The organism is Pseudoxanthomonas sp. PXM04, assembly GCF_014851695.1.
Classification (GTDB): domain Bacteria; phylum Pseudomonadota; class Gammaproteobacteria; order Xanthomonadales; family Xanthomonadaceae; genus Pseudoxanthomonas_A; species Pseudoxanthomonas_A beigongshangi.
On sequence record NZ_JACVAG010000001.1, the window covers coordinates 286,973 to 305,439 of the forward strand.

General features: G+C 69.1%; 20 protein-coding genes. 8 read left to right on the top strand and 12 right to left on the bottom strand.

All coding sequences use genetic code 11. The features are described 5' to 3' along the window. Positions 1-24: 24 nt before the first annotated feature. The gene (locus IB228_RS01330) at positions 25-1,407 is read right to left on the bottom strand and encodes an L-serine ammonia-lyase (RefSeq protein ID WP_192197355.1); all 1,383 of its coding nucleotides are present in this window, start codon (positions 1,405-1,407) and stop codon (positions 25-27) included. A gap of 73 nt (positions 1,408-1,480) precedes the next feature. Here IB228_RS01330 and IB228_RS01335 point away from each other — a divergent pair, with 73 nt between their 5' ends. Next, positions 1,481-1,711 (top strand): glutaredoxin family protein, encoded by a 231-nt coding sequence (locus IB228_RS01335; RefSeq protein ID WP_192197356.1) that lies wholly within the window; start codon positions 1,481-1,483, stop codon positions 1,709-1,711. A gap of 315 nt (positions 1,712-2,026) precedes the next feature. On the opposite strand, the gene IB228_RS01340 is transcribed toward IB228_RS01335, so the two are convergent. Genes IB228_RS01340 through IB228_RS01355 form a run of 4 tightly spaced genes read right to left on the bottom strand, consistent with a single transcriptional unit; the run spans position 2,027 to position 4,822 of the window. Then, positions 2,027-2,980, bottom strand: a complete 954-nt coding sequence (locus IB228_RS01340) for an alpha/beta hydrolase (protein ID WP_192197357.1) — start codon at positions 2,978-2,980, stop codon at positions 2,027-2,029. Positions 2,981-2,989: 9 nt separating this feature from the next. Continuing rightward, positions 2,990-3,553 (bottom strand): YceI family protein, encoded by a 564-nt coding sequence (locus IB228_RS01345; protein WP_192197358.1) that lies wholly within the window; start codon positions 3,551-3,553, stop codon positions 2,990-2,992. Next, positions 3,550-4,149 (bottom strand): cytochrome b, encoded by a 600-nt coding sequence (locus IB228_RS01350; RefSeq protein ID WP_192197359.1) that lies wholly within the window; start codon positions 4,147-4,149, stop codon positions 3,550-3,552. Before IB228_RS01350 ends, IB228_RS01345 begins: the two co-directional genes overlap by 4 nt. Next, on the bottom strand, positions 4,127-4,822 hold the full coding sequence (locus IB228_RS01355) for a YceI family protein (RefSeq protein WP_192197360.1): 696 nt from the start codon (positions 4,820-4,822) through the stop codon (positions 4,127-4,129). The genes IB228_RS01350 and IB228_RS01355 overlap by 23 nt, the downstream gene beginning before the upstream one ends. Before the next feature lie 235 nt (positions 4,823-5,057). On the opposite strand from IB228_RS01355, the gene IB228_RS01360 reads away from it, so the two are divergent. Continuing rightward, a complete protein-coding gene (locus IB228_RS01360) occupies positions 5,058-8,471 on the top strand; it encodes an ATP-binding protein (protein ID WP_255431404.1) in 3,414 nt (1,137 codons plus the stop codon). A 276-nt stretch (positions 8,472-8,747) separates the two neighbouring features. On the opposite strand, the gene IB228_RS01365 is transcribed toward IB228_RS01360, so the two are convergent. From IB228_RS01365 to IB228_RS01380, 4 genes are all read right to left on the bottom strand, one after another. Then, positions 8,748-9,395 (bottom strand): hypothetical protein, encoded by a 648-nt coding sequence (locus tag IB228_RS01365; RefSeq protein ID WP_192197362.1) that lies wholly within the window; start codon positions 9,393-9,395, stop codon positions 8,748-8,750. Positions 9,396-9,418: 23 nt separating this feature from the next. Next, entirely contained in the window at positions 9,419-10,492 is a 1,074-nt protein-coding gene (gene hemE / locus IB228_RS01370; protein WP_183643887.1) for a uroporphyrinogen decarboxylase, read from the bottom strand. Positions 10,493-10,606: 114 nt separating this feature from the next. Beyond that, positions 10,607-10,858 carry a WGR domain-containing protein gene (locus tag IB228_RS01375; RefSeq protein ID WP_183643884.1) on the bottom strand — a complete coding sequence of 84 codons (252 nt, stop codon included), beginning with the start codon at positions 10,856-10,858 and terminating at the stop codon, positions 10,607-10,609. Positions 10,859-10,887: 29 nt separating this feature from the next. After that, positions 10,888-11,841 (bottom strand): helix-turn-helix domain-containing protein, encoded by a 954-nt coding sequence (locus tag IB228_RS01380; RefSeq protein ID WP_192197363.1) that lies wholly within the window; start codon positions 11,839-11,841, stop codon positions 10,888-10,890. A gap of 93 nt (positions 11,842-11,934) precedes the next feature. Between IB228_RS01380 and IB228_RS01385 the strand changes: the two genes are divergently transcribed. Next, positions 11,935-12,561 carry a cysteine hydrolase family protein gene (locus tag IB228_RS01385; RefSeq protein ID WP_192197364.1) on the top strand — a complete coding sequence of 209 codons (627 nt, stop codon included), beginning with the start codon at positions 11,935-11,937 and terminating at the stop codon, positions 12,559-12,561. 122 nt (positions 12,562-12,683) lie between these two features. Further along, entirely contained in the window at positions 12,684-12,995 is a 312-nt protein-coding gene (locus IB228_RS01390; protein ID WP_192197365.1) for a cupin, read from the top strand. Between the two features lie 623 nt (positions 12,996-13,618). On the opposite strand, the gene aroB is transcribed toward IB228_RS01390, so the two are convergent. Then, the gene (gene aroB, locus IB228_RS01395) at positions 13,619-14,728 is read right to left on the bottom strand and encodes a 3-dehydroquinate synthase (RefSeq protein WP_192197366.1); all 1,110 of its coding nucleotides are present in this window, start codon (positions 14,726-14,728) and stop codon (positions 13,619-13,621) included. Continuing rightward, positions 14,725-15,267: a shikimate kinase gene (locus tag IB228_RS01400; protein ID WP_192197367.1), complete on the bottom strand. Its 543-nt coding sequence runs from the start codon at positions 15,265-15,267 to the stop codon at positions 14,725-14,727. Before IB228_RS01400 ends, aroB begins: the two co-directional genes overlap by 4 nt. Positions 15,268-15,369: 102 nt before the next feature. Here IB228_RS01400 and IB228_RS01405 point away from each other — a divergent pair, with 102 nt between their 5' ends. Further along, positions 15,370-15,573 carry a dodecin family protein gene (locus tag IB228_RS01405; protein ID WP_141453826.1) on the top strand — a complete coding sequence of 68 codons (204 nt, stop codon included), beginning with the start codon at positions 15,370-15,372 and terminating at the stop codon, positions 15,571-15,573. Positions 15,574-15,714: 141 nt separating this feature from the next. Here the strand turns inward: IB228_RS01405 and IB228_RS01410 are convergent, their stop codons facing one another. Next, entirely contained in the window at positions 15,715-16,530 is an 816-nt protein-coding gene (locus IB228_RS01410) for a kinase (protein WP_192197368.1), read from the bottom strand. Between the two features lie 62 nt (positions 16,531-16,592). Here IB228_RS01410 and pdxH point away from each other — a divergent pair, with 62 nt between their 5' ends. From pdxH to IB228_RS01425, 3 genes are read left to right on the top strand one after another with little or no spacing between them, the layout of a single operon-like run. Beyond that, complete coding sequence (gene pdxH, locus IB228_RS01415) at positions 16,593-17,195, top strand: pyridoxamine 5'-phosphate oxidase (RefSeq protein WP_192197369.1); 603 nt, start codon at positions 16,593-16,595, stop codon at positions 17,193-17,195. Continuing rightward, complete coding sequence (aac(6'), locus tag IB228_RS01420; RefSeq protein WP_183643862.1) at positions 17,192-17,647, top strand: aminoglycoside 6'-N-acetyltransferase; 456 nt, start codon at positions 17,192-17,194, stop codon at positions 17,645-17,647. The genes pdxH and aac(6') overlap by 4 nt, the downstream gene beginning before the upstream one ends. A 3-nt stretch (positions 17,648-17,650) precedes the next feature. Next, a complete protein-coding gene (locus tag IB228_RS01425) occupies positions 17,651-18,445 on the top strand; it encodes an ABC transporter substrate-binding protein (RefSeq protein WP_192197370.1) in 795 nt (264 codons plus the stop codon). The last annotated feature ends 22 nt before the right edge of the window (positions 18,446-18,467 follow it).

Sequence of the window (18,467 nt, forward strand, 5' to 3'; positions counted from 1 at the left end):
CGCTCTACGGGCCGCCGGGTTCCGTCAGCACTCGATGACGTTGACGGCCAGGCCGCCGCGGCTAGTTTCCTTGTACTTGTCCTGCATGTCGCGGCCGGTGTCGCGCATGGTCTTGATGACCTTGTCCAGTGACACCTTGTGCTTGCCGTCGCCGCGCATCGCCATGCGGCTGGCATTGATTGCCTTCACCGCACCCATCGCGTTGCGCTCGATGCAGGGAATCTGCACCAGTCCGCCGATCGGATCGCAGGTCAGGCCCAGGTTGTGTTCCATGCCGATTTCGGCGGCGTTCTCGATCTGGCTGGGCGAACCACCGAGCGCGGCGACCAGGCCGCCGGCGGCCATCGAGCAGGCCACGCCGACCTCGCCCTGGCAGCCGACCTCGGCGCCGGAGATGCTGGCGTTTTCCTTGTAGAGGATGCCGATGGCGGCGGCGGTGAGCAGGAAGTCGAAGATCCGCTGTTCGCTGGAGCCGGGGCAGAACCGGTCGAAGTAGTGCATGACCGACGGGATGATGCCGGCCGCGCCGTTGGTGGGCGCGGTGACCACACGCCCGCCGGCGGCGTTTTCCTCGTTGACCGCCAGCGCGTACAGGTTGACCCAGTCCAGCGTGGTCAACGGGTCGCGCATGTTGGCTTCCGGCTTGCTGGCCAGTTCGCGGTGCAGGGCGGGGGCGCGTCGCGAGACGTGCAGGCCGCCGGGCAGGGTGCCTTCCTCGCGGATGCCGCGGGTCACGCAGGCCTGCATCGCGCTCCAGATCGCGCGCAGGCCTTCGCGGATCTCGTCCTCGCCGCGCCAGCACTTCTCGTTCTCGAACATCAGCTGGGCGATGCTCAGCCCGCTGCGTTGGCACTGGGCCAGCAACTCGTCGCCGCTCTTGAACGGATACGGCAGCGGGGTCTCGTCGGCGACGATGCGATCCACCGCCGCGTCGTCCTGGTTGACCACGAAGCCGCCGCCGACCGAGTAGTAATCGCGCGTCGCGATGACTTCGTCGCTGGCGTCATAGGCGGTGAAGCGCATGCCGTTGGTGTGGTAGGGCAGCTTCTGCCGCTTGTTCATCAGCAGGTCGCGCTTCTCGTCGAAGGCGATCGCGTGGACACCACCCAGCTGCAGGGTCTTGCTGCCGCGGATGCGTTCCAGTGCCGGCGGGATGATGTCCGGGTCGATTTCGTTCGGATAGTGGCCTTCCAGGCCCATCAGCACGGCCTTGTCGGTGCCGTGGCCGCGCCCGGTCAGGGCCAGCGAGCCGAACACTTCGGCGCGGATCCGCGCGACGTCGCGCAGGCGGCCGGGTTCCTCCAGCCAGCGCGCGACGAACCGCGCCGCCGCCCGCATGGGGCCGACGGTGTGGGAGGAACTCGGCCCGATGCCGATCTTGAAGAGGTCGAAGGTGCTGACTGCCATGGCGCGTATTCTATGCCGTCGCCGGTGAAAGCCGCTCCCGCGACGCAACAGATCGGATCCGGAGATTGCACCCTTGTCCCCAGCCCTGACCCTCTACCAGCGCGACGACTGCCATCTGTGCGACCTGGCCCTGGCCGTACTGGCCGAGGCGCGGGTGCTGGAATTCGAGAGCGCGTTCATTGACGGCGACGATGATCTGGAGGCGCGCTACGGCGTACGGGTACCGGTCCTGCGCCGCGCGGACGGGACCGAACTGGACTGGCCGTTCGATGCGGCGGGGCTGGCGCGCTTCCTCGCCGGTTGAGGGAGCTGGCGGCGATGCTGTCGTACGGGCGCGGACGATCGCGAAGGATGGGGGAGTAGTACCTCGTCTTCGAGGGTGAACAGCAGCGCATAGTTCAGGTGCAGGCGCGGGACCTCACGTCGAATCCGGCCAGGTCGTCCGCTGCACGTATCCACGATATGGCCGCTGTTCTGGCCGGTTCCGGCGTGGCGGCACTGGTGGTCATCCGACGGGGACCGTGCCTCGCCGTCGCGCAGGTCGATTGCGCCCGCGGGTCCTCCCCGCAACAGGAAGTCCGCGCCATGGCGCGGATTTCCTGTTGCCTGACGAGTCGGGTCAGGGTGCCGTCGGATCGTGGCGGGATGCGGAGTCGGGCATCGAAGCCGGTGAAGCGTGGCGCGCGGTCTGCTGCGAGGACGGACCGGACAACTGGTGTTCGAGAAAGCCGACCACCCGCTTCTCGTACTCATCGGGGGCGTGCGCGAGGAAATCCACGTGCGCGGCATTCGGCAGCAACCAGAATGCCTTGGCATTCTTGGCGCGTTCGAACAGGGCGCGCGACTCAGCGGGCAGGGCATGCCGGTCGCGGCCACCGGCCACGACCAGCACGGGCGCATCCAGCTTCCCGATCCGGTCCAGCGGCGACAGTTCATCGACGGACACGCCGATCCGCCATTGCGTCTGCAGGGTCAGCAGCGGCGCCAGCAATTCCGCCATGCCATCGCCGAGGCGCATGGCGATGCGGTTGCGGACGGCCTGGCGCGCGTTCGAATAGACCGCTTCCAGCACCACCGCATCGAATCCGCCGGGTTGCGGCGCCAGCAATATCGAGGCGCCTCCAAGGGATACGCCGATGGCGGCCAGGCGACTGCCGGGAACACGTTGCCTCATCCAGTCCCGCGCGGCGACAACACCGCGAGACTCGCGTGCGCCCAGCGTGATCGCATCGCCCTGGCTCTCGCCATGTGCCTGCAAATCGACCAGCAGGACCGAATAGCCATGACGATGCAGCAGACGGGCGCGTCCCAGCATCGCGCGCCGATCCGCGCGGATGCCATGCAGCAGGAGTACGGCGGGCCGCGCCGTGGTTCCGGTCACCCACCATCCACGCAGCGGCGGCGCGTCGGGGACCGGAATGGTTACCGCTTCAATGGGCAGATCAGCGGGCGCGTCACCCATGGCGGCCAGGCGCGGGGCCAACAGCTCGCCACCCACGAACCAGGCCGCCAGGAGGGTCGCGAAGCAGAGCAACGCGACCACCAGCGCGGCGCGCAGGATGACGCGCCGCATGGGAGCAGCTTACTTCGCCGGCTTCAGCACCACCTTGGTGCTGATGGCGACATCGTTCGGAATGGTCTTGGTATCGGCCCATTCGCCGCCGCCGACGCCGAAGTCCAGGCGCTTGACCGTGGCCTTGCCGGTCAGCACCGGCTGCGCGCCCGGGGTCCAGGTGAAGGTCAGGGTGACCGGCTTGCTGACGCCGCGCAGGCTCAGGCTGCCGTCGGCGGCGTACTGGTTGCCGCCCAGCGCGCGGAATTTGGTCGCGGTGTAGCGGGCCTGGGCGAACTTGGCAACGTTGAAGAAATCGCCGGTCTGCAGCGTGCTGTCGCGATCGTCGTTGCCGGTATTAGTGCCGGCGAGCTGGATGGTCACGTCCAGCTTCGAGGTGGCCAGGTTGGCCGGATCGAAACTCAGGGTGGTGTTGAAGCCGCCGAACTTGCCGGTGAAGGTTTCGCCCTGGTAGTTGCTGGCGAACACCAGCGTGGAGCCCGGCGCCTGCACGTAGTCGGCGGCGAACGCGGGCGCGATGGCGGCCAGCAGGAGACTGGCGGCAAACAGGCGGGGGTGGGGGAAGCGGATCATGGCGCGATATCCTCGGTGGTGGACACGGTGGGGGAAGCAGTGGCCTGCCGGCGGCGGCCCGGCAGCATCCGCCGCAGGGTGTCGTCGTTCTGGAACAGGTGGTGGTAGAACGCGGCGCCCGCATGCAGCAGCACCACGACGACCAGCACCCAGAACATCGATTCGTGCAGGGTTTCGGCCAGCTCGTGCAGCTCCGGATTGCGGGCGGTGATGGCCGGCAGGTTGACCAGCTTGAACCATTGCAGCGGATAGCCCGCCGAGGAGTTCAGCACCCAGCCCGACAACGGCATGGCGAACATCAGCCCGTACAGCGCCACGTGGGTGAGCGAGGCGATGCGCTGCTGCCAGCCGGGCGTGCCGGGGATCGCCAGCGGCGCGCCGGCGTACACGCGCCAGACAAGGCGCAGCGTCACCAGCGCCAGGATGGTCAGGCCGATCGACTTGTGCAGCGCATAGATGTTGATCTTGCGCGGTCCGTTGGGCAGCTCGCCCATGGTCAGGCCGATGTAGGCGATGACCAGCAGCAGGACGACGATCAGCCAGTGCAGCGTCTGGCTGACGACGCCCCAGCGTTCAGGGGTGTTCTTCAGGGTCATTGAGGGTGGGCTCCCGAGGGGTGGCTGGGATGGTGGCCGCGTCGGCGGCCGCTTCTTCGCTATCGTCGACCTTGCCCGTCCGTGTGGCTTCGGCCTCGATGCGGAGTTCGACGGAATCGCCAATCACCGACTTCCATGCGGTGATGCCGAAATCCGAGCGTTGCAGCGTGGTGGTGGCGGAAAAGCCGGCCGTGCGCCGGAACGGCGGCAGCGGATGGCGCTTGAGCGCATTGAGTTTGACGTCCAGGCACAGCGCGCGATCGGTGCCATGCAGGGACAGGGTGCCGCAGACCGAGGCGCGATCCGGTCCAGTGGGTTCAATCCGGTTGGAAACGAAACGCGCTTCGGGGAATCGCTCGGCATCCAGCAGGTTGCCGGCCAGCACCGCCCGGTTCCACTTCTCGTCGCCGAAATCCGTGCGTGCCAGCGGTACCGTGACATCGAGCCGCGCGGTGCTCCAGTCCTCGGGATCGAACACCAGCGTGCCCGTGCTGCCGGAGATCGTGCCGATGGCCTTGGAGAAGCCGGCATGCTCCACCGCGAGCATGACCCGCGTGTGGACCGGATCCAGCGCGTACGCCACCGGACCCGCCGCCCAGGCAGGGCATGCGCAGGCGAGCAGCGCGAGCAGGGCGCTGGTCCGGGCACGGCGATATGGGCGCGTTGGAGTCATGACCGGGATTCTAGGCGGGCCCGGCTGAAGATACCCCGCTTGCGCCTGCAACGGTCCGTTGCGACGATTCGGGCCGGGGAACCACGGCAGAACAGGACACGACGGCATGGGATGGCGGATCTGGATGTTGGCGGCATGGCTGGCCTGCGCGACAGTGCAGGCGGGCGTGCCGGAGATTCCGCGTTTCCGGATGATGACGGTGGCCGACGGATTGCCGTCCACCACCATCCCCGCCATGGCCCGCGACCGCGCCGGCTACCTGTGGCTGGCCACCTGGGATGGCGTGGCCCGCTATGACGGCGTGAACTTCAAGGTGTGGCGGCATGATCCGGATGATCCGGCCTCGCTGCCCGGCAACGTCGTCCAGGCGCTGCACGTGGATGGCCTCGACCGGGTCTGGGTCGCCACCGAGAACGGCGGCCTCAGCATGATGGGACCCGAGCGCCGCGGATTCCGCCATTTCCGCAGGGCCCAGTATCCGCAGATGGGCAGCGACGATGCATTCGCCATCGCCAGCCACGGTGGCGAGGTCTGGTTCGGCACCTTCGGCGGCGGCCTGCATCGGATCGGCACCGACGGTCGCGTCCAGCGCTTCAACGCGGTGGAAGGCGATCCCTCCAGCCTGCCGTCCGACAACGTGCTGTCGCTGGCCTTCGATCCGACCGGCCAGTTGTGGATCGGCACCATGAGCGGCCTGGTCCGGTACGACGGCAAGCGCATGCTGCGCGAAGCCCTGCCCGGCGGGGAGTCGCTGATCATCTATTCGGTCACCGTCGACGGCGATTCGATCTGGGCGGGCACATCGTCCGGCATGTATCGCTGGCGTCGCCAGGGCGGTTGGAGCACGCCGCCATGGTCGCCGATGTTCGAACGACCCAACGCGGTGATGGCGATGGCCGCCGATGGGCACGGCGAATACTGGCTGGCCAGCCAGGGCGGGCTCTGGCATACCGACGGCGATCGCGCGCCCGCGCCGATCGCGCAGGACAGCCAGGGCGTGGGTGTCGGCCGCGTGTTGCAGACGCTGTTGATGCAGCCCGATGGTGGCCTCTGGGTGCCGGTGCCGACGCGTGGCGTCGCCTACCTGCGCTCGGACTGGCGGCGGATTGCGTCGTTCACGCCCACGCAGGGCCTGGGAGGCGGGCTGTATCGCGGCCTGGCCACCTCGGCCACCGGTACCGGCGTGTGGCTGGTCAGCAGCATCGGCGGGGTCGAGCGACTGGACACGGCCAGTGGCGAGGTGGAGCCGTTGGGCGTGCACGCGCAGCGGTTGAAGGAACTGCGCTTCACCTCGGTGCTGGAGGATCGCGAGGGACGCCTCTGGCTCGGCCATCGCAACGGCATCATCCGCATCGATCCGCGCAGCGGCGAGAAGCGCGAATGGTCGAATGCCGAAGGCCCGGATCAGGTGCCCGACGGCACGTCGGTGGACTGGCTGGTGCAGACCGGCGACGGCACGCTGTGGCTGGCGACCCAGATGGGGTCGCTGCAGCACCGGGATGGCGCGACCGGGCAGGTCATCGACAGTCTGGCCCGCTCGGAACAGGACAGCGAGCCGAGCGAGATCGAAACGATGCTCGCCGGCCCCGACGGCCAGTTGTGGACGGCGAGCAATCGCGGCATCGAGCGCTGGGATCCCGGTCAGCACCGGTTCGTCACCGTCATCGGCGCGGGCGTGGAGCGGGTGCTGTCCTTCGCCTTCGTCGCGCCCGACGAATTGTGGCTGCATCGGCTCTCCGGCCTGGAGCACTGGCGGCAGCGGGAAGGCCGATGGGTACAGGTGCGGCAGATCGCGCCCCGACAGGGATTGCCGGCGCTGGAATCGACCGGCATGACCATCGATCCGGAAAAGCGGGTGTGGCTGGCGACCCGCCGTGGCCTGTTCCGGATCGAGGCACCCGATGATCAGGCGCCGGTGCGGGTGCGCAATTTCGGCGTGCGCGATGGCCTGATGAGCCAGGAATTCAACGACCGCGGCCTGCTGATGGCGGGCGGCGGCCTTTTGGCCGGCAGCACCGCCGATGGTTCGGTGATGCTGCTGGACACGGCGCTGCCGGATCCGCCGCCGCTCACCCCGCACCTGCTGCTGGCCGGATTGCAGGTGAACCAGCGCGACCGCACCGTGCAGTTGCCGATGAATGGCGGCTTCGAACTGCTGCCGGACGATCACGACCTGCAGGTCAGCCTGCGCCTGCTCAGCTACGAGGATCCGCTGGCGCATCGTTACCGTTCCTGGCTGGAAGGCTTCGATCAGGGCTGGGTCGAACAGGGCGCCAGCGGCGAGCGTTCTTTTTCGAACCTGCGTCCCGGCCACTATCGCCTGCGCCTGCAGGCGTTCGACGCGGCGGGCAACGCTTCGGAGGAAAAGCAGCTTTCGTTCGAAGTGCTGCCACCCTGGTACCGCAGCGTCTGGGGCATCAGCCTGCTGACCGCGGCCGGCGCCTTGCTGCTGGCGCTGCTGGCCGCTGCCTACCGGCGCCGGGTGCGTCGTCGCACCGAATGGCAGCTCAACGAACACAAGCGCGAAGTGGCCGAACAGGCTTCACTGGCCAAGACCCGCTTCCTCGCCACCCTCGGCCATGAAGTGCGCACGCCGATGACCGGCGTGCTGGGCATGAGCGAACTGCTGCTGGCGACGCCGCTGACCGACACCCAGCGCCATTACACCAACGCCATCCAGCGCGCCGGTTCGCACCTGCTGCGGCTGGTCAACGACGCACTGGACCTGGCCCGCATCGAGGCCGGCAAGCTGGACATGGATGCGCAGGAAGTCGATTTGCGCGCGTTGATCCGCGAGGTCATCGACATGACCGCGCCGATGGCCGAGAAGCGCGGGCTGTCGTTCTCCGACGAATGCGACGAGGACGTGCCTTCGCACGTGATCGTCGATCCGATGCGGATGCGGCAGATCCTGCTCAACCTGCTGGGCAACGCCATCAAGTTCACCGAGCGCGGCGGGGTGGGCCTGCGCGTGCTCCCGCTGCACCCGCAGGGCGTGCGCTTCGAAGTCAGCGACACCGGGCCGGGCATCAATGCCGAACAACAGGCGCGCCTGTTCCAGCGTTTCGAGCAGGGCGATGGCGCGCGCACCACCTCGCGCTACGGCGGCAGCGGACTGGGCCTGGCGATCTGCCAGGAGCTGGCGGTCGCGATGGGCGGCAGCATCCGGGTCGAAAGCCGACCGGGCCTGGGCACCCGCTTCATCGTGGAGCTGCCGCTTCCGCACATCGTGCCGGCGACGGCCGGCACGCCGCGGGCGGCGGTGTCGGCGCAGGCTCGGCGGATCCTGCTGGTGGAAGACGACATCACCGTGGCCGAAGTGATCGCCGGACTGCTGCGCGCGCGCGGACATCATGTCGTGCATGCCGCGCACGGACTGGCGGCGCTGGGCGAAACCGCCGGGCAATCGTTCGACGTCGCCCTGCTGGATCTCGATCTGCCGGGACTGGACGGGCTGGCACTGGCGCGGCAATTGCGCCTGGGCGGCTTCAACGCGCCGTTGATCGCCATCACCGCACGCGCCGACGCCGAGGCCGAACCACAGGCGCGCGCGGCCGGCTTCGACGACTTCCTGCGCAAGCCGGTCACCGGCGACATGCTGGCCGATGCGATCCTGCGTGTCTGTGACGGGCGGGCGGACGGCGCATGACTGGCCAACCGGGGGCGGGCGCCAAAAGCAAATCCCCCTCAATCCCCCTTTTTTCAAAGGGGGAGGCGAAGCGAGTTTGCTTTCGTTGATCTGCGCTGGCCTTGGGTCAATGCCTGATTAGCCCCCTTTGAAAAAGGAGGCGGGCGCCCGCGAAGCGGGGGACGGGGGATTTGCTTTTTGCGCCCAAAGCAAAATCCCCCTCAATCCCCCTTTTTCAAAGGGGGAGGCAAAAGCCTAGCCTTCCCCAATCCCCAATCCCCAATCCCCAATCCCCGCCTAATCAGCCCACCCTTCCGCGTAGATCGTCCGCGATGCATCGTCCGGATCCGCATGAATCCAGATGCCGCTGATTTCGTCCACGCGCAGGTACAGCGCGCCTTCGCTTTCTTCCATCGTGCATTCGGGCGCGCCTTCGCGTTCCTGGCGCGTATGGCGCTTCACGCAATCTGCTTCCAGCTGCGCGCGCAGATCGGCGGCGACCTGCGCGTAGGGTTCGGCCAGTACGTACTGGTGATCGCCCCAGAGTTCGGAATCCATCCGCCGGATCTCGCTCACCGTGTGGCCGGCCAGCCAGACCCGGCCGGGCTTGAGGAACGCGGTCGCGGTCAGCGCCATCAGCGCGGTCTCGCCCTCGGGCGCTTCCATCGGCTGGCAATCCAGGTGAATGCGATCCACCGCCTCGCGCCAGGGATAGGGCAGTTCGTCCACGCGGCGCGCGCGCACGGCCTCGCAGCCGGGTGTGCGCGGCAGGCCGTTGTCGTCCAGCGGCGGCGGCAGGCCGGTGTCCTGCACCAGCATCGGGAAGTCGTCGCCGCGCACTTCGATCGTCACCGGTGCGCGTTCGTCGGCCAGCGCCGCGGAGGCGGCCAGGCCGGTGGTCATCAGGACGAGGGCGAGGGAAAGCGCGTGGGGGCGGCCGTCCATTGCGGGCTCCGGAAACGTCGCGCCTACCGGGCGCTGAACTCGTGCACGGCATCCACCAGCACGGCAACGTGCTCGGGATTCATGTCGGGCGACATGCCGTGGCCGAGGTTGAAGACGTGGCCGTCGCGGCTGCCGTCCGCACCCGCGGCGTAGCTGTCCAGGGTCGCCTTCACCTGCGCGCGGATCGCGTCCGGCGAACCGTACAGCACGGCCGGGTCCAGGTTGCCCTGCAGCGCCACCTTGCCGGCGGTGCGGCGGCGCGCGTCGGCCAGTTCGATCAGCCAGTCCACGCCCACGCCTTCGGCGCCGCTGTCGGCCAGCGCTTCCAGGTGCGCGGCGTTGCCCTTGCCGAACAGGATCAGCGGCGTGCGATCCGCGCCCTCGCCGCGTTCCAGTTCACGCGCGATGCGGGTCAGGTAAGGCAGCGAGAATTCGCGGTACATCGCCGGCGACAGCACGCCGCCCCAGGTGTCGAACACCTGCAGCGCCTGCGCGCCGGCCGCGCGCTGCGCCGACAGGTAGGCGATCACCGCGTCGGTGTTCACCGACAGCAGCCTGTGCAGGGTGGCCGGATCGTTCAGCGCCATCGCCTTGATGCGCGCGTAATCCTTGCTGCCGCCGCCTTCGACCATGTAGCAGGCCAGCGTCCACGGGCTGCCGGAGAAACCGATCAGCGGCACCTGGCCATCCAGTTCGCGGCGGATCAGGCGCACCGCGTCCATCACGTAGCGCAGTTCGGTTTCCATGTCGGGCACGGCCAGCTTTTCCGCATCGGCGGCGGTGCGCACGGTGCGTTCGAACTTCGGGCCTTCGCCTTCGACGAAGTACAGGCCCAGGCCCATCGCGTCGGGCACGGTCAGGATGTCGGAGAACAGGATCGCCGCGTCCAGCTTGAAACGGCGCAGTGGTTGCAGGGTGACCTCGCAGGCGATGTCCGGATTTTTCGCCATGCCCAGGAAGCTGCCGGCGGCGGCGCGGGTGGCGCGGTACTCCGGCAGGTAGCGGCCGGCCTGGCGCATCAGCCAGACGGGCGTGCAGTCGACGGGTTCGCGCTTGAGCGCGCGCAGCAGGCGATCATTCTTCAGGGAGCTGGACATCATGTTCCTTGTGGGGGAATCCGGCAGTGGTTCCGCCGGGTGGAAAAAGAGGCGTGGCGCGGGCGACGCATGCGGACCTTCAGGCGGCGCGGACGGCGGCCGCCGCGGAGAGGCTCACGGCTGTGGCGCTCCCTGCGTGAAGGTGATCTGGTAGCCACGCTTGAGGTGGGTGTCGCGCGCTTTCTCGAAGGCCGCGTCGGCCTCGGACTGCAGCAGGTACTGCTCGCGCTTGAGTTGCGCGCGCCCGCCGATCTGTCCGCTTTCGCGCAGCAGCTCCCAGCCGCCGAACAGGTCCGGTTGCAGGGTCAGCTGGACGTAGCGGGGAGCTTCGCCCGTCTCGGGGCGTTGCTGGAGGAAGACGCGCATAGGGCGGATTGTAGCGAAGCGGCGGCCGTTCAGCCGCCGCGGAAGCTGCGCCGGTAGGCCGAGGGCGAGGTGCCCAGGGCGGCGGCGAACCGCTGGCGCAGGGAGACGGCGCTGCCGAAACCGGCCTCGGCGGCGATGTGGTCCAGCGGCCGGTCGGTGGTTTCCAGCAGCCGCTGCGCCCGCGCCAGCCGCTGGTGGGCCAGCCAGTCGCCGACGCTGGCGCCGGTGGCCCGGCGGAACCGGCGGGTGAAGGTGCGCCGGCTCATCAGCGCCCGGTCGGCCAGTTCGTCCACCCCCAGCCGCTTGTCCAGGTGCGCCAGCGCCCAGGCCAGCACCGCGCGCAGGCGGTCGTCGCCTGGATCGGCCGGCAGCGGCTGCTCGATGTACTGGGTCTGGCCGCCCTGGCGATGCGGCGCCACCACCAGCCGGCGGGCGATCCGGTTGGCGACCTCGGCGCCGTGATGGCGACGGACCAGGTGCAGGCAGCAATCGATGCCGGCGGCGGTGCCGGCCGAGGTCAGCAGTTCGCCGTCGTCCACGTACAGCACGTCCGGCTCCAGCCGCACCTTCGGGTAGCGGCGGGCGAAGGTGTCCAGCGCGGCCCAGTGGGTGGTGGCCGGACGCCCGTCCAGCAGCCCGGCGTCGGCCAGCACGAAGGTGCCCAGGCACAGGCCCACCAGCCGGGCGCCGTCCGCATGGGCCCGGCGCAGGGCTTGGCACAAAGCCTCGGGGGCCGGCTCGTCCTGATCCCGCCAGGACGGGACGACCACGGTATCGGCGCCTTCCAGCCCTTCCAGCCCGTACTCCGGTTGCAGGGCGAAGCCGGCGTCTGTGCGCAGCGGACCCGGCTCCACCGCGCAGACCCGCAGGTCGAAGTCGGGCAGGCCCGGCGCCGGCCGCGACTCGAACACCAGGCAGGGCACCGACAGGTGGAAGGGGCTGATGCGGTCGAAGGCGACCACGGCAATGCGGTGCAGGGGCATGGCCCGATTCTATCGAAAGATGCGCTTCGGGCCACTCGTGGCGTTCCGGCCCGCTGCCCAGAATGCCGCCACACCCCACCGGAACCGACTGCCATGACCTCCCCCCGCCGCGCCCTCATCGTCATCGACGTCCAGAACGAGTACTTCACCGGCGGCCTGCCCATCGAGCACCCGCCGGTCGGCGAATCCCTGCCCAACCTGCTGCGGGCGATGGACGCCGCCCAGGCGCGCGGCATCCCGGTGATCGTGGTCCAGCACAGCGCCTCGGCCGGCGCGCCGGTGTTCGCGCCCGGCACCGCGACCTGGGAACTGCATCCGGACGTCGCCGGCCGCCCGCGCGATCACTACATCGAGAAATCGCTCGCCAGCGCGTTCACCGGCACCGATCTGGCCGACTGGCTGGCCACGCGCGGCATCGACACGCTCGCCGTGGTCGGCTACATGACCCACAACTGCGACGCCTCGACAATCTACGAAGGCGCGCATCGCGGCCTGCGGATGGAATTCCTGCACGACGCCACCGGCGCGCTGCCCTACGCCAACGCGGCCGGTTCGGCCAGCGCCGAGGAAATCCACCGCGTCTTCAGCGTGGTCTTCCACAGCAACTTCGCCGCCGTGGCTTCCACCGCCGAATGGATCGCCGCGCTCGACGCGCAGGCACCGCTGCCGATCGACAACGTGCCGCAATCCAACCTGCGCGCCCGTGAAGCCGTGGCCTGATCCTCAACCTGTGGGAGCGACGTCAGTCGCGATGGGGCTTTCCCGCGATCTTCATCGCGACTGACGTCGCTCCCACAAGGAAGCGATCGGATCTCGATATTACTTGCCTCCACGGAGCCCCCATGAACCTCATCCGCAGCCGCGACTACACCGCCGATCGTGCCTGGGGCGCACTCGACGTCGCCCATCTGGACGGCACCAGCGTTCGCCTGCACTGGACCGACCAGCCATACCGCTGGCACGTCAACGACGGCCAGGAGGTGTTCGCGGTGATGGACGGCCGCGTGCGCATGCATTGGCGCGAGCACGGTGTCGAACACTCGGCGGTACTGGAATCCGGCGACATGTTCCATGCGCAAACCGGCACCGAGCATCGGGCCGAACCGCTCGGCGTGGCGCGAATCCTGGTGATTGAACGCGAAGGCAGCGAGTAGCCGTCGAACGCGCAGGTACCGGCAGCGCCCAGCTTTTGCCCCTTCCCCCGCTTGCGGGGGAAGGTCGGGATGGGGGCCGCTTCCAGCGGCGCGGGAACATCGGGACGTTCGCCCCCACCCCAGCCCTCCCCCGCAGGCGGGGGAGGGGGTGGAATTCGTGTACGTGCGCGCTACGCAACCTGTAGGAGCGACGTCAGCCGCGATGAGGCTTTCCCGTGATCTTCATCGCGACTCACGTCGCTCCCACAAGGGAGGAGGAATTCAACCTCGCCCGAGCATCCTCAACATTTGCGCCTCATCCACATCCGGCAGCACCTTGGCGCGACCGACGGGCACCCGCAGCGCCAGGCTTTTGCCCCTTCCACCGCCTGCGGGGGAAGGTCGGGATGGGGGCCGCTTCCAGCGGCGCGGGAATACCGGGACGTTCGCCCCCACCCCAGCCCTCCCCCGCAGGCGGGGGAGGGAGGCCAAGTCCGTGGGTCGTTCGATTCCCCGCATGCGGAGAAGAAAGGAACCGTTTCGCGCGCACAGGATTCCACTTTGTGGGAGCGACGTCAGTCGCGATGGGGCTTTCTCGCGATCTCCATCGCGACTGACGTCGCCCCCCACAAGGATGGGGAAGTTCAGCCTCCCCCGAGGACCCGCAACACCTGCGCCTCGTCCACGTCCGGCACCACCTCGGCGCGGCCGATGCCACGCCACAGCACCAGCCGCAGGCGGCCGGCCTGGTTCTTCTTGTCCAACCGCATCCGCGCCAGCAAAGCCTCCGGCGCCAGTCCGGCCGGAATGGCGATCGGCAGGCCGTACGCATGCAGCAACGCAATCAACCGTTCTGTATCGGCATCGCCTGAAAGGCCCAGCATCGCCGACAGCCGCGCCGCCAGCACCATGCCCACCGCCACCGCTTCGCCGTGGTTGAGGTTGTCGTTGTCCGGGCTACCGTACCCCTGTTCGGTCTCGATGGCGTGGCCGAAAGTGTGGCCCAGGTTAAGCAGCGCGCGCTCGCCGCGCTCCAGCGGATCCCGTTCGACGATTTCCGCCTTGTGCTCGCAACTGCGCGCGATCGCCTGTGCCAGAACGGTCGGATCGCTTTCCAGCAGCGCGTCGCGTTCGGCCTCCAGCCACTGGAAGAACAGCGGGTCGCGGATCGCGCCGTACTTGATCACCTCGGCCAGGCCGGCGCGCAGTTCGCGCGGCGGCAGCGTGCGCAGCGCGTCGGTGTCGGCGAACACCGCGCGCGGCGGATGGAATGCGCCGACCAGGTTCTTGCCCTGCGGAATGTCCACCGCGGTCTTGCCGCCCACCGAGGAATCCACCATCGACAGCAGAGTGGTCGGCAACTGCACGCAGTCCACGCCGCGCATCCAGCAGGCGGCGGCGAATCCGGCCAGATCGCCGACCACGCCGCCGCCCAGCGCGAACACGCAGGCGTCGCGGGTCGCGCCCAGGGTGGCCAGCGCGTCGATGGCGTGGCCGAAATGCGCCAGTGTCTTGGAGGCTTCGCCGGCCGGCAGGATGAAAGTGCCGATGCCCAGTTCCGGGCGCGCGGCGTGCAGCGCTTCGCGTACTGCCGCCGCATACAGCGGCGCCACCGTCGAATCGCTGACCAGCAGCACGTGGCGGCCGCGCACATGGCGGGCCAGGGCCGCGCCATCGGCCAGCAGGCCGGGACCGATGGTGATCGTGTAGGGAGCGTCGCCGCCGACGGCGACGGTGCGGAAAAGCGGATTCATGCGGGGGTCTCTTGCCGCCGCCAGTGCGTGGCCAGCAGGTGGCACAGGCGCAGGGTGGCCTCGGGCGGCATCAGGTGATCGGTATCGAGGGTGAGATCGGCGACTTCGGCATACAGCGGCGTGCGGGTGCGCGCCATTTCCTCCAGCACCTGCTCGCGATCCGGGCGTTGCAGCAGCGGGCGGTTGGTGCAGCGGGCCAGGCGCTTGAGCTGCGCCGGCACGCTCACGCCCAGGTGGACGACGAAACCGCGCCGGCCCAGCAGGGCGCGGTTGTCGGCCGACAACACCGCGCCGCCGCCGGTGGAGATCAACCGGCCTTCGCCGGCCAGCAGATCGCGCAGCACCTCGGTCTCGCGCTCGCGGAAACCGGCCTCGCCGGCATGCTCGAAGATTTCCGGGATGGTGGCGCCCGCCCGCTCGACGATGACCTGGTCGGCATCGACGAACACCAGCCCGAACCGCTCGGCCACACGCTTGCCGATTGAGGTTTTGCCGGCGCCCATCGGGCCGACCAGGACGAGGTTGGGGGCGGGATTCATCGCCGGGGATGCTAGCACCCGTGGCGGGCCCTTAACACGCACTGGCCTAGGGTGGACACCCCGGCGGATGCCCGCCCAGCCACAGCAAAAGGAAGAAACGCCATGTCTGTCGCCAAGATCATCGAAATCAACGCCGCCTCCAAGACCAGCATGGAAGACGCGGTGAAGGTCGGCTTGAAGAAGACCTCCGAGACGGTCAAGGGCATCAAGGGCGCCTGGGTCAACGAGATCAAGGTGGTGACCGACGACGCCGGCAACGTCACCGAATGGCGCGTCAACCTGCGCATCAGCTTCGTGGTGGCGTAACCCCACAACAACCCTCCCTGTGGGAGCGACGTAAGTCGCGATGGGGCTTTCCCAGGGTGTCAGTCGCGATGAGGCTTTCCCGCGGCGGCTATCGCGACTTACGTCGCTCCCACAAGGAGGAAGGAAGGAGGAGGGGAGGCCTCACCGAGGCCGCCGGCGCTCATCCAGCGCCAGCGTCCGATCGGCCAGATCCGGCAGCGTGCGCAGCGCCTGCCGGCTGACCCGCTCGAAGAACTGCACGAACCTCGCCACGCCGGCGTCGTCCATCGCCGCGGCGTCCGGCCGCGCCCGCGCCAGCTCCCGCTCCTGCTGCGCGCGCCAGCCGGCGACCACCTCGAAGCCCGGCGGTTGCAGGAACCACAGGCGATCGAATCGCCGCCACAGCGCCGGATAGTCGCGGCGCAGCGCGTCGTTGCAATACTGCCGCCAGCGGCCATCGCCGTCCTGCTCGCGCTCCAGCGCGTTCAGTGGCTCGCGCAGCGCGTTGTCCCGCTCGGCCGGCGTGCCGAGGAACCAGCCCTCGAAGATCACCAGATCCGCCACCTCCAGCCGTTCCCACGCCGACTCGGGCGCACGGTCGTCCGCCAACTTGTCGAAGCGCGGCAGCGTCGCCGGCCGCCCCGCGCGCAGTGCATCCAGCAGATCGCAGGCCAGTCCCACGTCGTGCGTGCCGGGCGGACCGCGGGTGGCGAGCAGGGGATGGACCGCGCGCGCCCGTTGCTGGCGTTCGGCGCGGGTCAGGTAGACATCGTCGATGGACAGCACCGCCGGATGCCGGCCGCGCGCCCGCGCCAGCGCGGCGATCTGTGCCGCGAACGTGGACTTGCCGGAACCCTGCAAACCGCTGATCGCCAGCACCGGCACCGCCGCGCGCACCGACAGCGCCGCCGCCAGCGCGGCCTCGACCCATTCGGATGCGAAGCCCTCGCCGTTGCCGGGATGCGTGGATGCGGACATCGCGCGACAATAGCGCATGACCGCCGCGCGCCGCGCGGCACCCTCGACCTGCCGGGTGCGCAATGACCGATCTGTACGCCGAAGCCCTGACCACGTTCGCCGGACTCTACGAGGAAGCCCAGGCTTCCCCGCGCGAACTGGAAGCCAATGCCATGACCGTGGCCACCGCCACCCCCGACGGCCACCCGTCCGCGCGCACCGTGCTGCTGAAGGCCTTCGACGAACGCGGCTTCGTGTTCTACACCCACCTGCACAGCCACAAGGGCCGCGAGCTGGAGACCAATCCGCGCGCGGCGCTGCTGTTCCTGTGGCGCAGCCTGCGCGATGCCGGCATCCAGGTGCGCATCGAAGGCGCGGTGGAGCAGGTCGACGCGGCCGAGGCCGACGCCTACTTCGCCTCGCGCCCGCGCATGAGCCAGATCGGTGCCTGGGCCTCCCATCAATCGGAAACGCTGGCCTCGGCCGACGCCTTCGACCAGCGCATCGCCGAAACCGAAGCGCGCTTCGCCGGCCAGGACGTGCCGCGCCCGAGCGGCTGGAGCGGTTTCCGGGTGGTGCCGGAGGCGTTCGAGTTCTGGTACGGCGCGCAGTTCCGCCTGCACGAACGCTGGCGCTACGAGCGCGACGCCGCCGGCCAGTGGACCAAGCGGATGCTGTTCCCGTGAGCGATGGCTGGAGCATCCGCCAGGCGCAACCGCGCGACACCGCCGGCTGGGCGCGCCTGCGCCAGGATCTGTGGCCGATGGACGAGCCCGGCCAGCAGGCCGCCGACATCCTGGATTTCCTCGCCGGTGACGCGGCCGGTTTCCTGGCCACCCATGCGGACGGGCAGGTCATCGCCTTCGCCGAGGCCAGCCTGCGGCATGACTACGTCAACGGCACCGAGGCCTCGCCGGTCGGCTTCCTGGAGGGCTGGTACGTGGATCCGGCCTGGCGCGGCCGTGGCATCGGCCGCGCGCTGGTGCGGGCGGTGGAAGCGTGGACGCGCGAACAGGGATGCAGCGAACTGGCATCCGACGCGCTGCTCGACAACCGCGACAGCCAGGCCGCGCACGCCGCCTGCGGCTTCGAGGAAACCGAGCGCGTGGTGTATTTCCGCAAGCGCCTGGACGACTGACGCATGGGCCCGCAACGCATCGTCTGCCTGACCGAGGAACCCACCGAAACGCTGTACGCGCTCGGCGAGCAGCACCGCATCGTCGGCATCAGCGGCTTCACCGTGCGGCCGCCGCAGGCGCGCCGCGAGAAACCCAAGGTCAGCGCGTTCACCAGCGCCAAGATCGGCGAGATCATGGCGCTCAAGCCGGATCTGGCCATCGGTTTCTCCGACATCCAGTCCGAGATCGCCGCCGAGCTGATCAAGCAGGGCGTGGAAGTGTGGATCGCCAACCACCGCAGCGTGGACGGCATCCTCGACTACATCCGCCGGCTGGGCGCGCTGGTCGGCGCGAGCGACAAGGCCGACGCCTACGCGCGCGGCATCGAGGATGGCCTGCGCACCATCGAACAGGCCGCCGCCGCACTGCCGCGCCGCCCGCGCGTGTACTTCGAGGAATGGGACGAGCCGATCATCACCGGCATCCGCTGGGTCGCCGAAATCGTGCGCATCGCCGGTGGCGACGACGTGTTTCCGGAACTGTCGATTGAACCGCTGGCGAAGCAGCGCATCCTCGCCAATGGTGACGAAGTGGTGCGGCGCGCGCCCGACATCATCCTGGGATCGTGGTGCGGCAAGAAATTCCGCCCCGAGCGGGTCGCCGCGCGGCCCGGCTGGGACACGATCCCGGCGGTGCGCCACGGCGAACTGCACGAGATCAAATCACCGCTGATCCTCCAGCCCGGCCCGGCCGCGCTCACCGACGGCGTGCGCGCGATCGCCGATATCGTGCAGGCCTGGGCCGCGCGCCACGCCTGAGTAGCGGGCGAATCGGCACGCT

What these genes read in the sequence shown, in the direction of transcription:
- pdxH (WP_192197369.1), top strand. Translation starts at nt 16,593, where the DNA reads ATGACCGATCTGTACGCCGAAGCCCTGACCACGTTCGCCGGACTCTAC.
- IB228_RS01365 (WP_192197362.1), bottom strand. Translation starts at nt 9,395, where the DNA reads ATGGACGGCCGCCCCCACGCGCTTTCCCTCGCCCTCGTCCTGATGACC.
- IB228_RS01350 (WP_192197359.1), bottom strand. Translation starts at nt 4,149, where the DNA reads ATGACCCTGAAGAACACCCCTGAACGCTGGGGCGTCGTCAGCCAGACG.
- IB228_RS01380 (WP_192197363.1), bottom strand. Translation starts at nt 11,841, where the DNA reads ATGCCCCTGCACCGCATTGCCGTGGTCGCCTTCGACCGCATCAGCCCC.
- hemE (WP_183643887.1), bottom strand. Translation starts at nt 10,492, where the DNA reads ATGTCCAGCTCCCTGAAGAATGATCGCCTGCTGCGCGCGCTCAAGCGC.
- IB228_RS01360 (WP_255431404.1), top strand. Translation starts at nt 5,058, where the DNA reads ATGGCCCGCGACCGCGCCGGCTACCTGTGGCTGGCCACCTGGGATGGC.
- IB228_RS01410 (WP_192197368.1), bottom strand. Translation starts at nt 16,530, where the DNA reads ATGTCCGCATCCACGCATCCCGGCAACGGCGAGGGCTTCGCATCCGAA.
- IB228_RS01375 (WP_183643884.1), bottom strand. Translation starts at nt 10,858, where the DNA reads ATGCGCGTCTTCCTCCAGCAACGCCCCGAGACGGGCGAAGCTCCCCGC.
- IB228_RS01390 (WP_192197365.1), top strand. Translation starts at nt 12,684, where the DNA reads ATGAACCTCATCCGCAGCCGCGACTACACCGCCGATCGTGCCTGGGGC.
- aroB (WP_192197366.1), bottom strand. Translation starts at nt 14,728, where the DNA reads ATGAATCCGCTTTTCCGCACCGTCGCCGTCGGCGGCGACGCTCCCTAC.
- IB228_RS01355 (WP_192197360.1), bottom strand. Translation starts at nt 4,822, where the DNA reads ATGACTCCAACGCGCCCATATCGCCGTGCCCGGACCAGCGCCCTGCTC.
- IB228_RS01345 (WP_192197358.1), bottom strand. Translation starts at nt 3,553, where the DNA reads ATGATCCGCTTCCCCCACCCCCGCCTGTTTGCCGCCAGTCTCCTGCTG.
- IB228_RS01405 (WP_141453826.1), top strand. Translation starts at nt 15,370, where the DNA reads ATGTCTGTCGCCAAGATCATCGAAATCAACGCCGCCTCCAAGACCAGC.
- IB228_RS01385 (WP_192197364.1), top strand. Translation starts at nt 11,935, where the DNA reads ATGACCTCCCCCCGCCGCGCCCTCATCGTCATCGACGTCCAGAACGAG.
- IB228_RS01340 (WP_192197357.1), bottom strand. Translation starts at nt 2,980, where the DNA reads ATGCGGCGCGTCATCCTGCGCGCCGCGCTGGTGGTCGCGTTGCTCTGC.
- IB228_RS01400 (WP_192197367.1), bottom strand. Translation starts at nt 15,267, where the DNA reads ATGAATCCCGCCCCCAACCTCGTCCTGGTCGGCCCGATGGGCGCCGGC.
- IB228_RS01425 (WP_192197370.1), top strand. Translation starts at nt 17,651, where the DNA reads ATGGGCCCGCAACGCATCGTCTGCCTGACCGAGGAACCCACCGAAACG.
- IB228_RS01330 (WP_192197355.1), bottom strand. Translation starts at nt 1,407, where the DNA reads ATGGCAGTCAGCACCTTCGACCTCTTCAAGATCGGCATCGGGCCGAGT.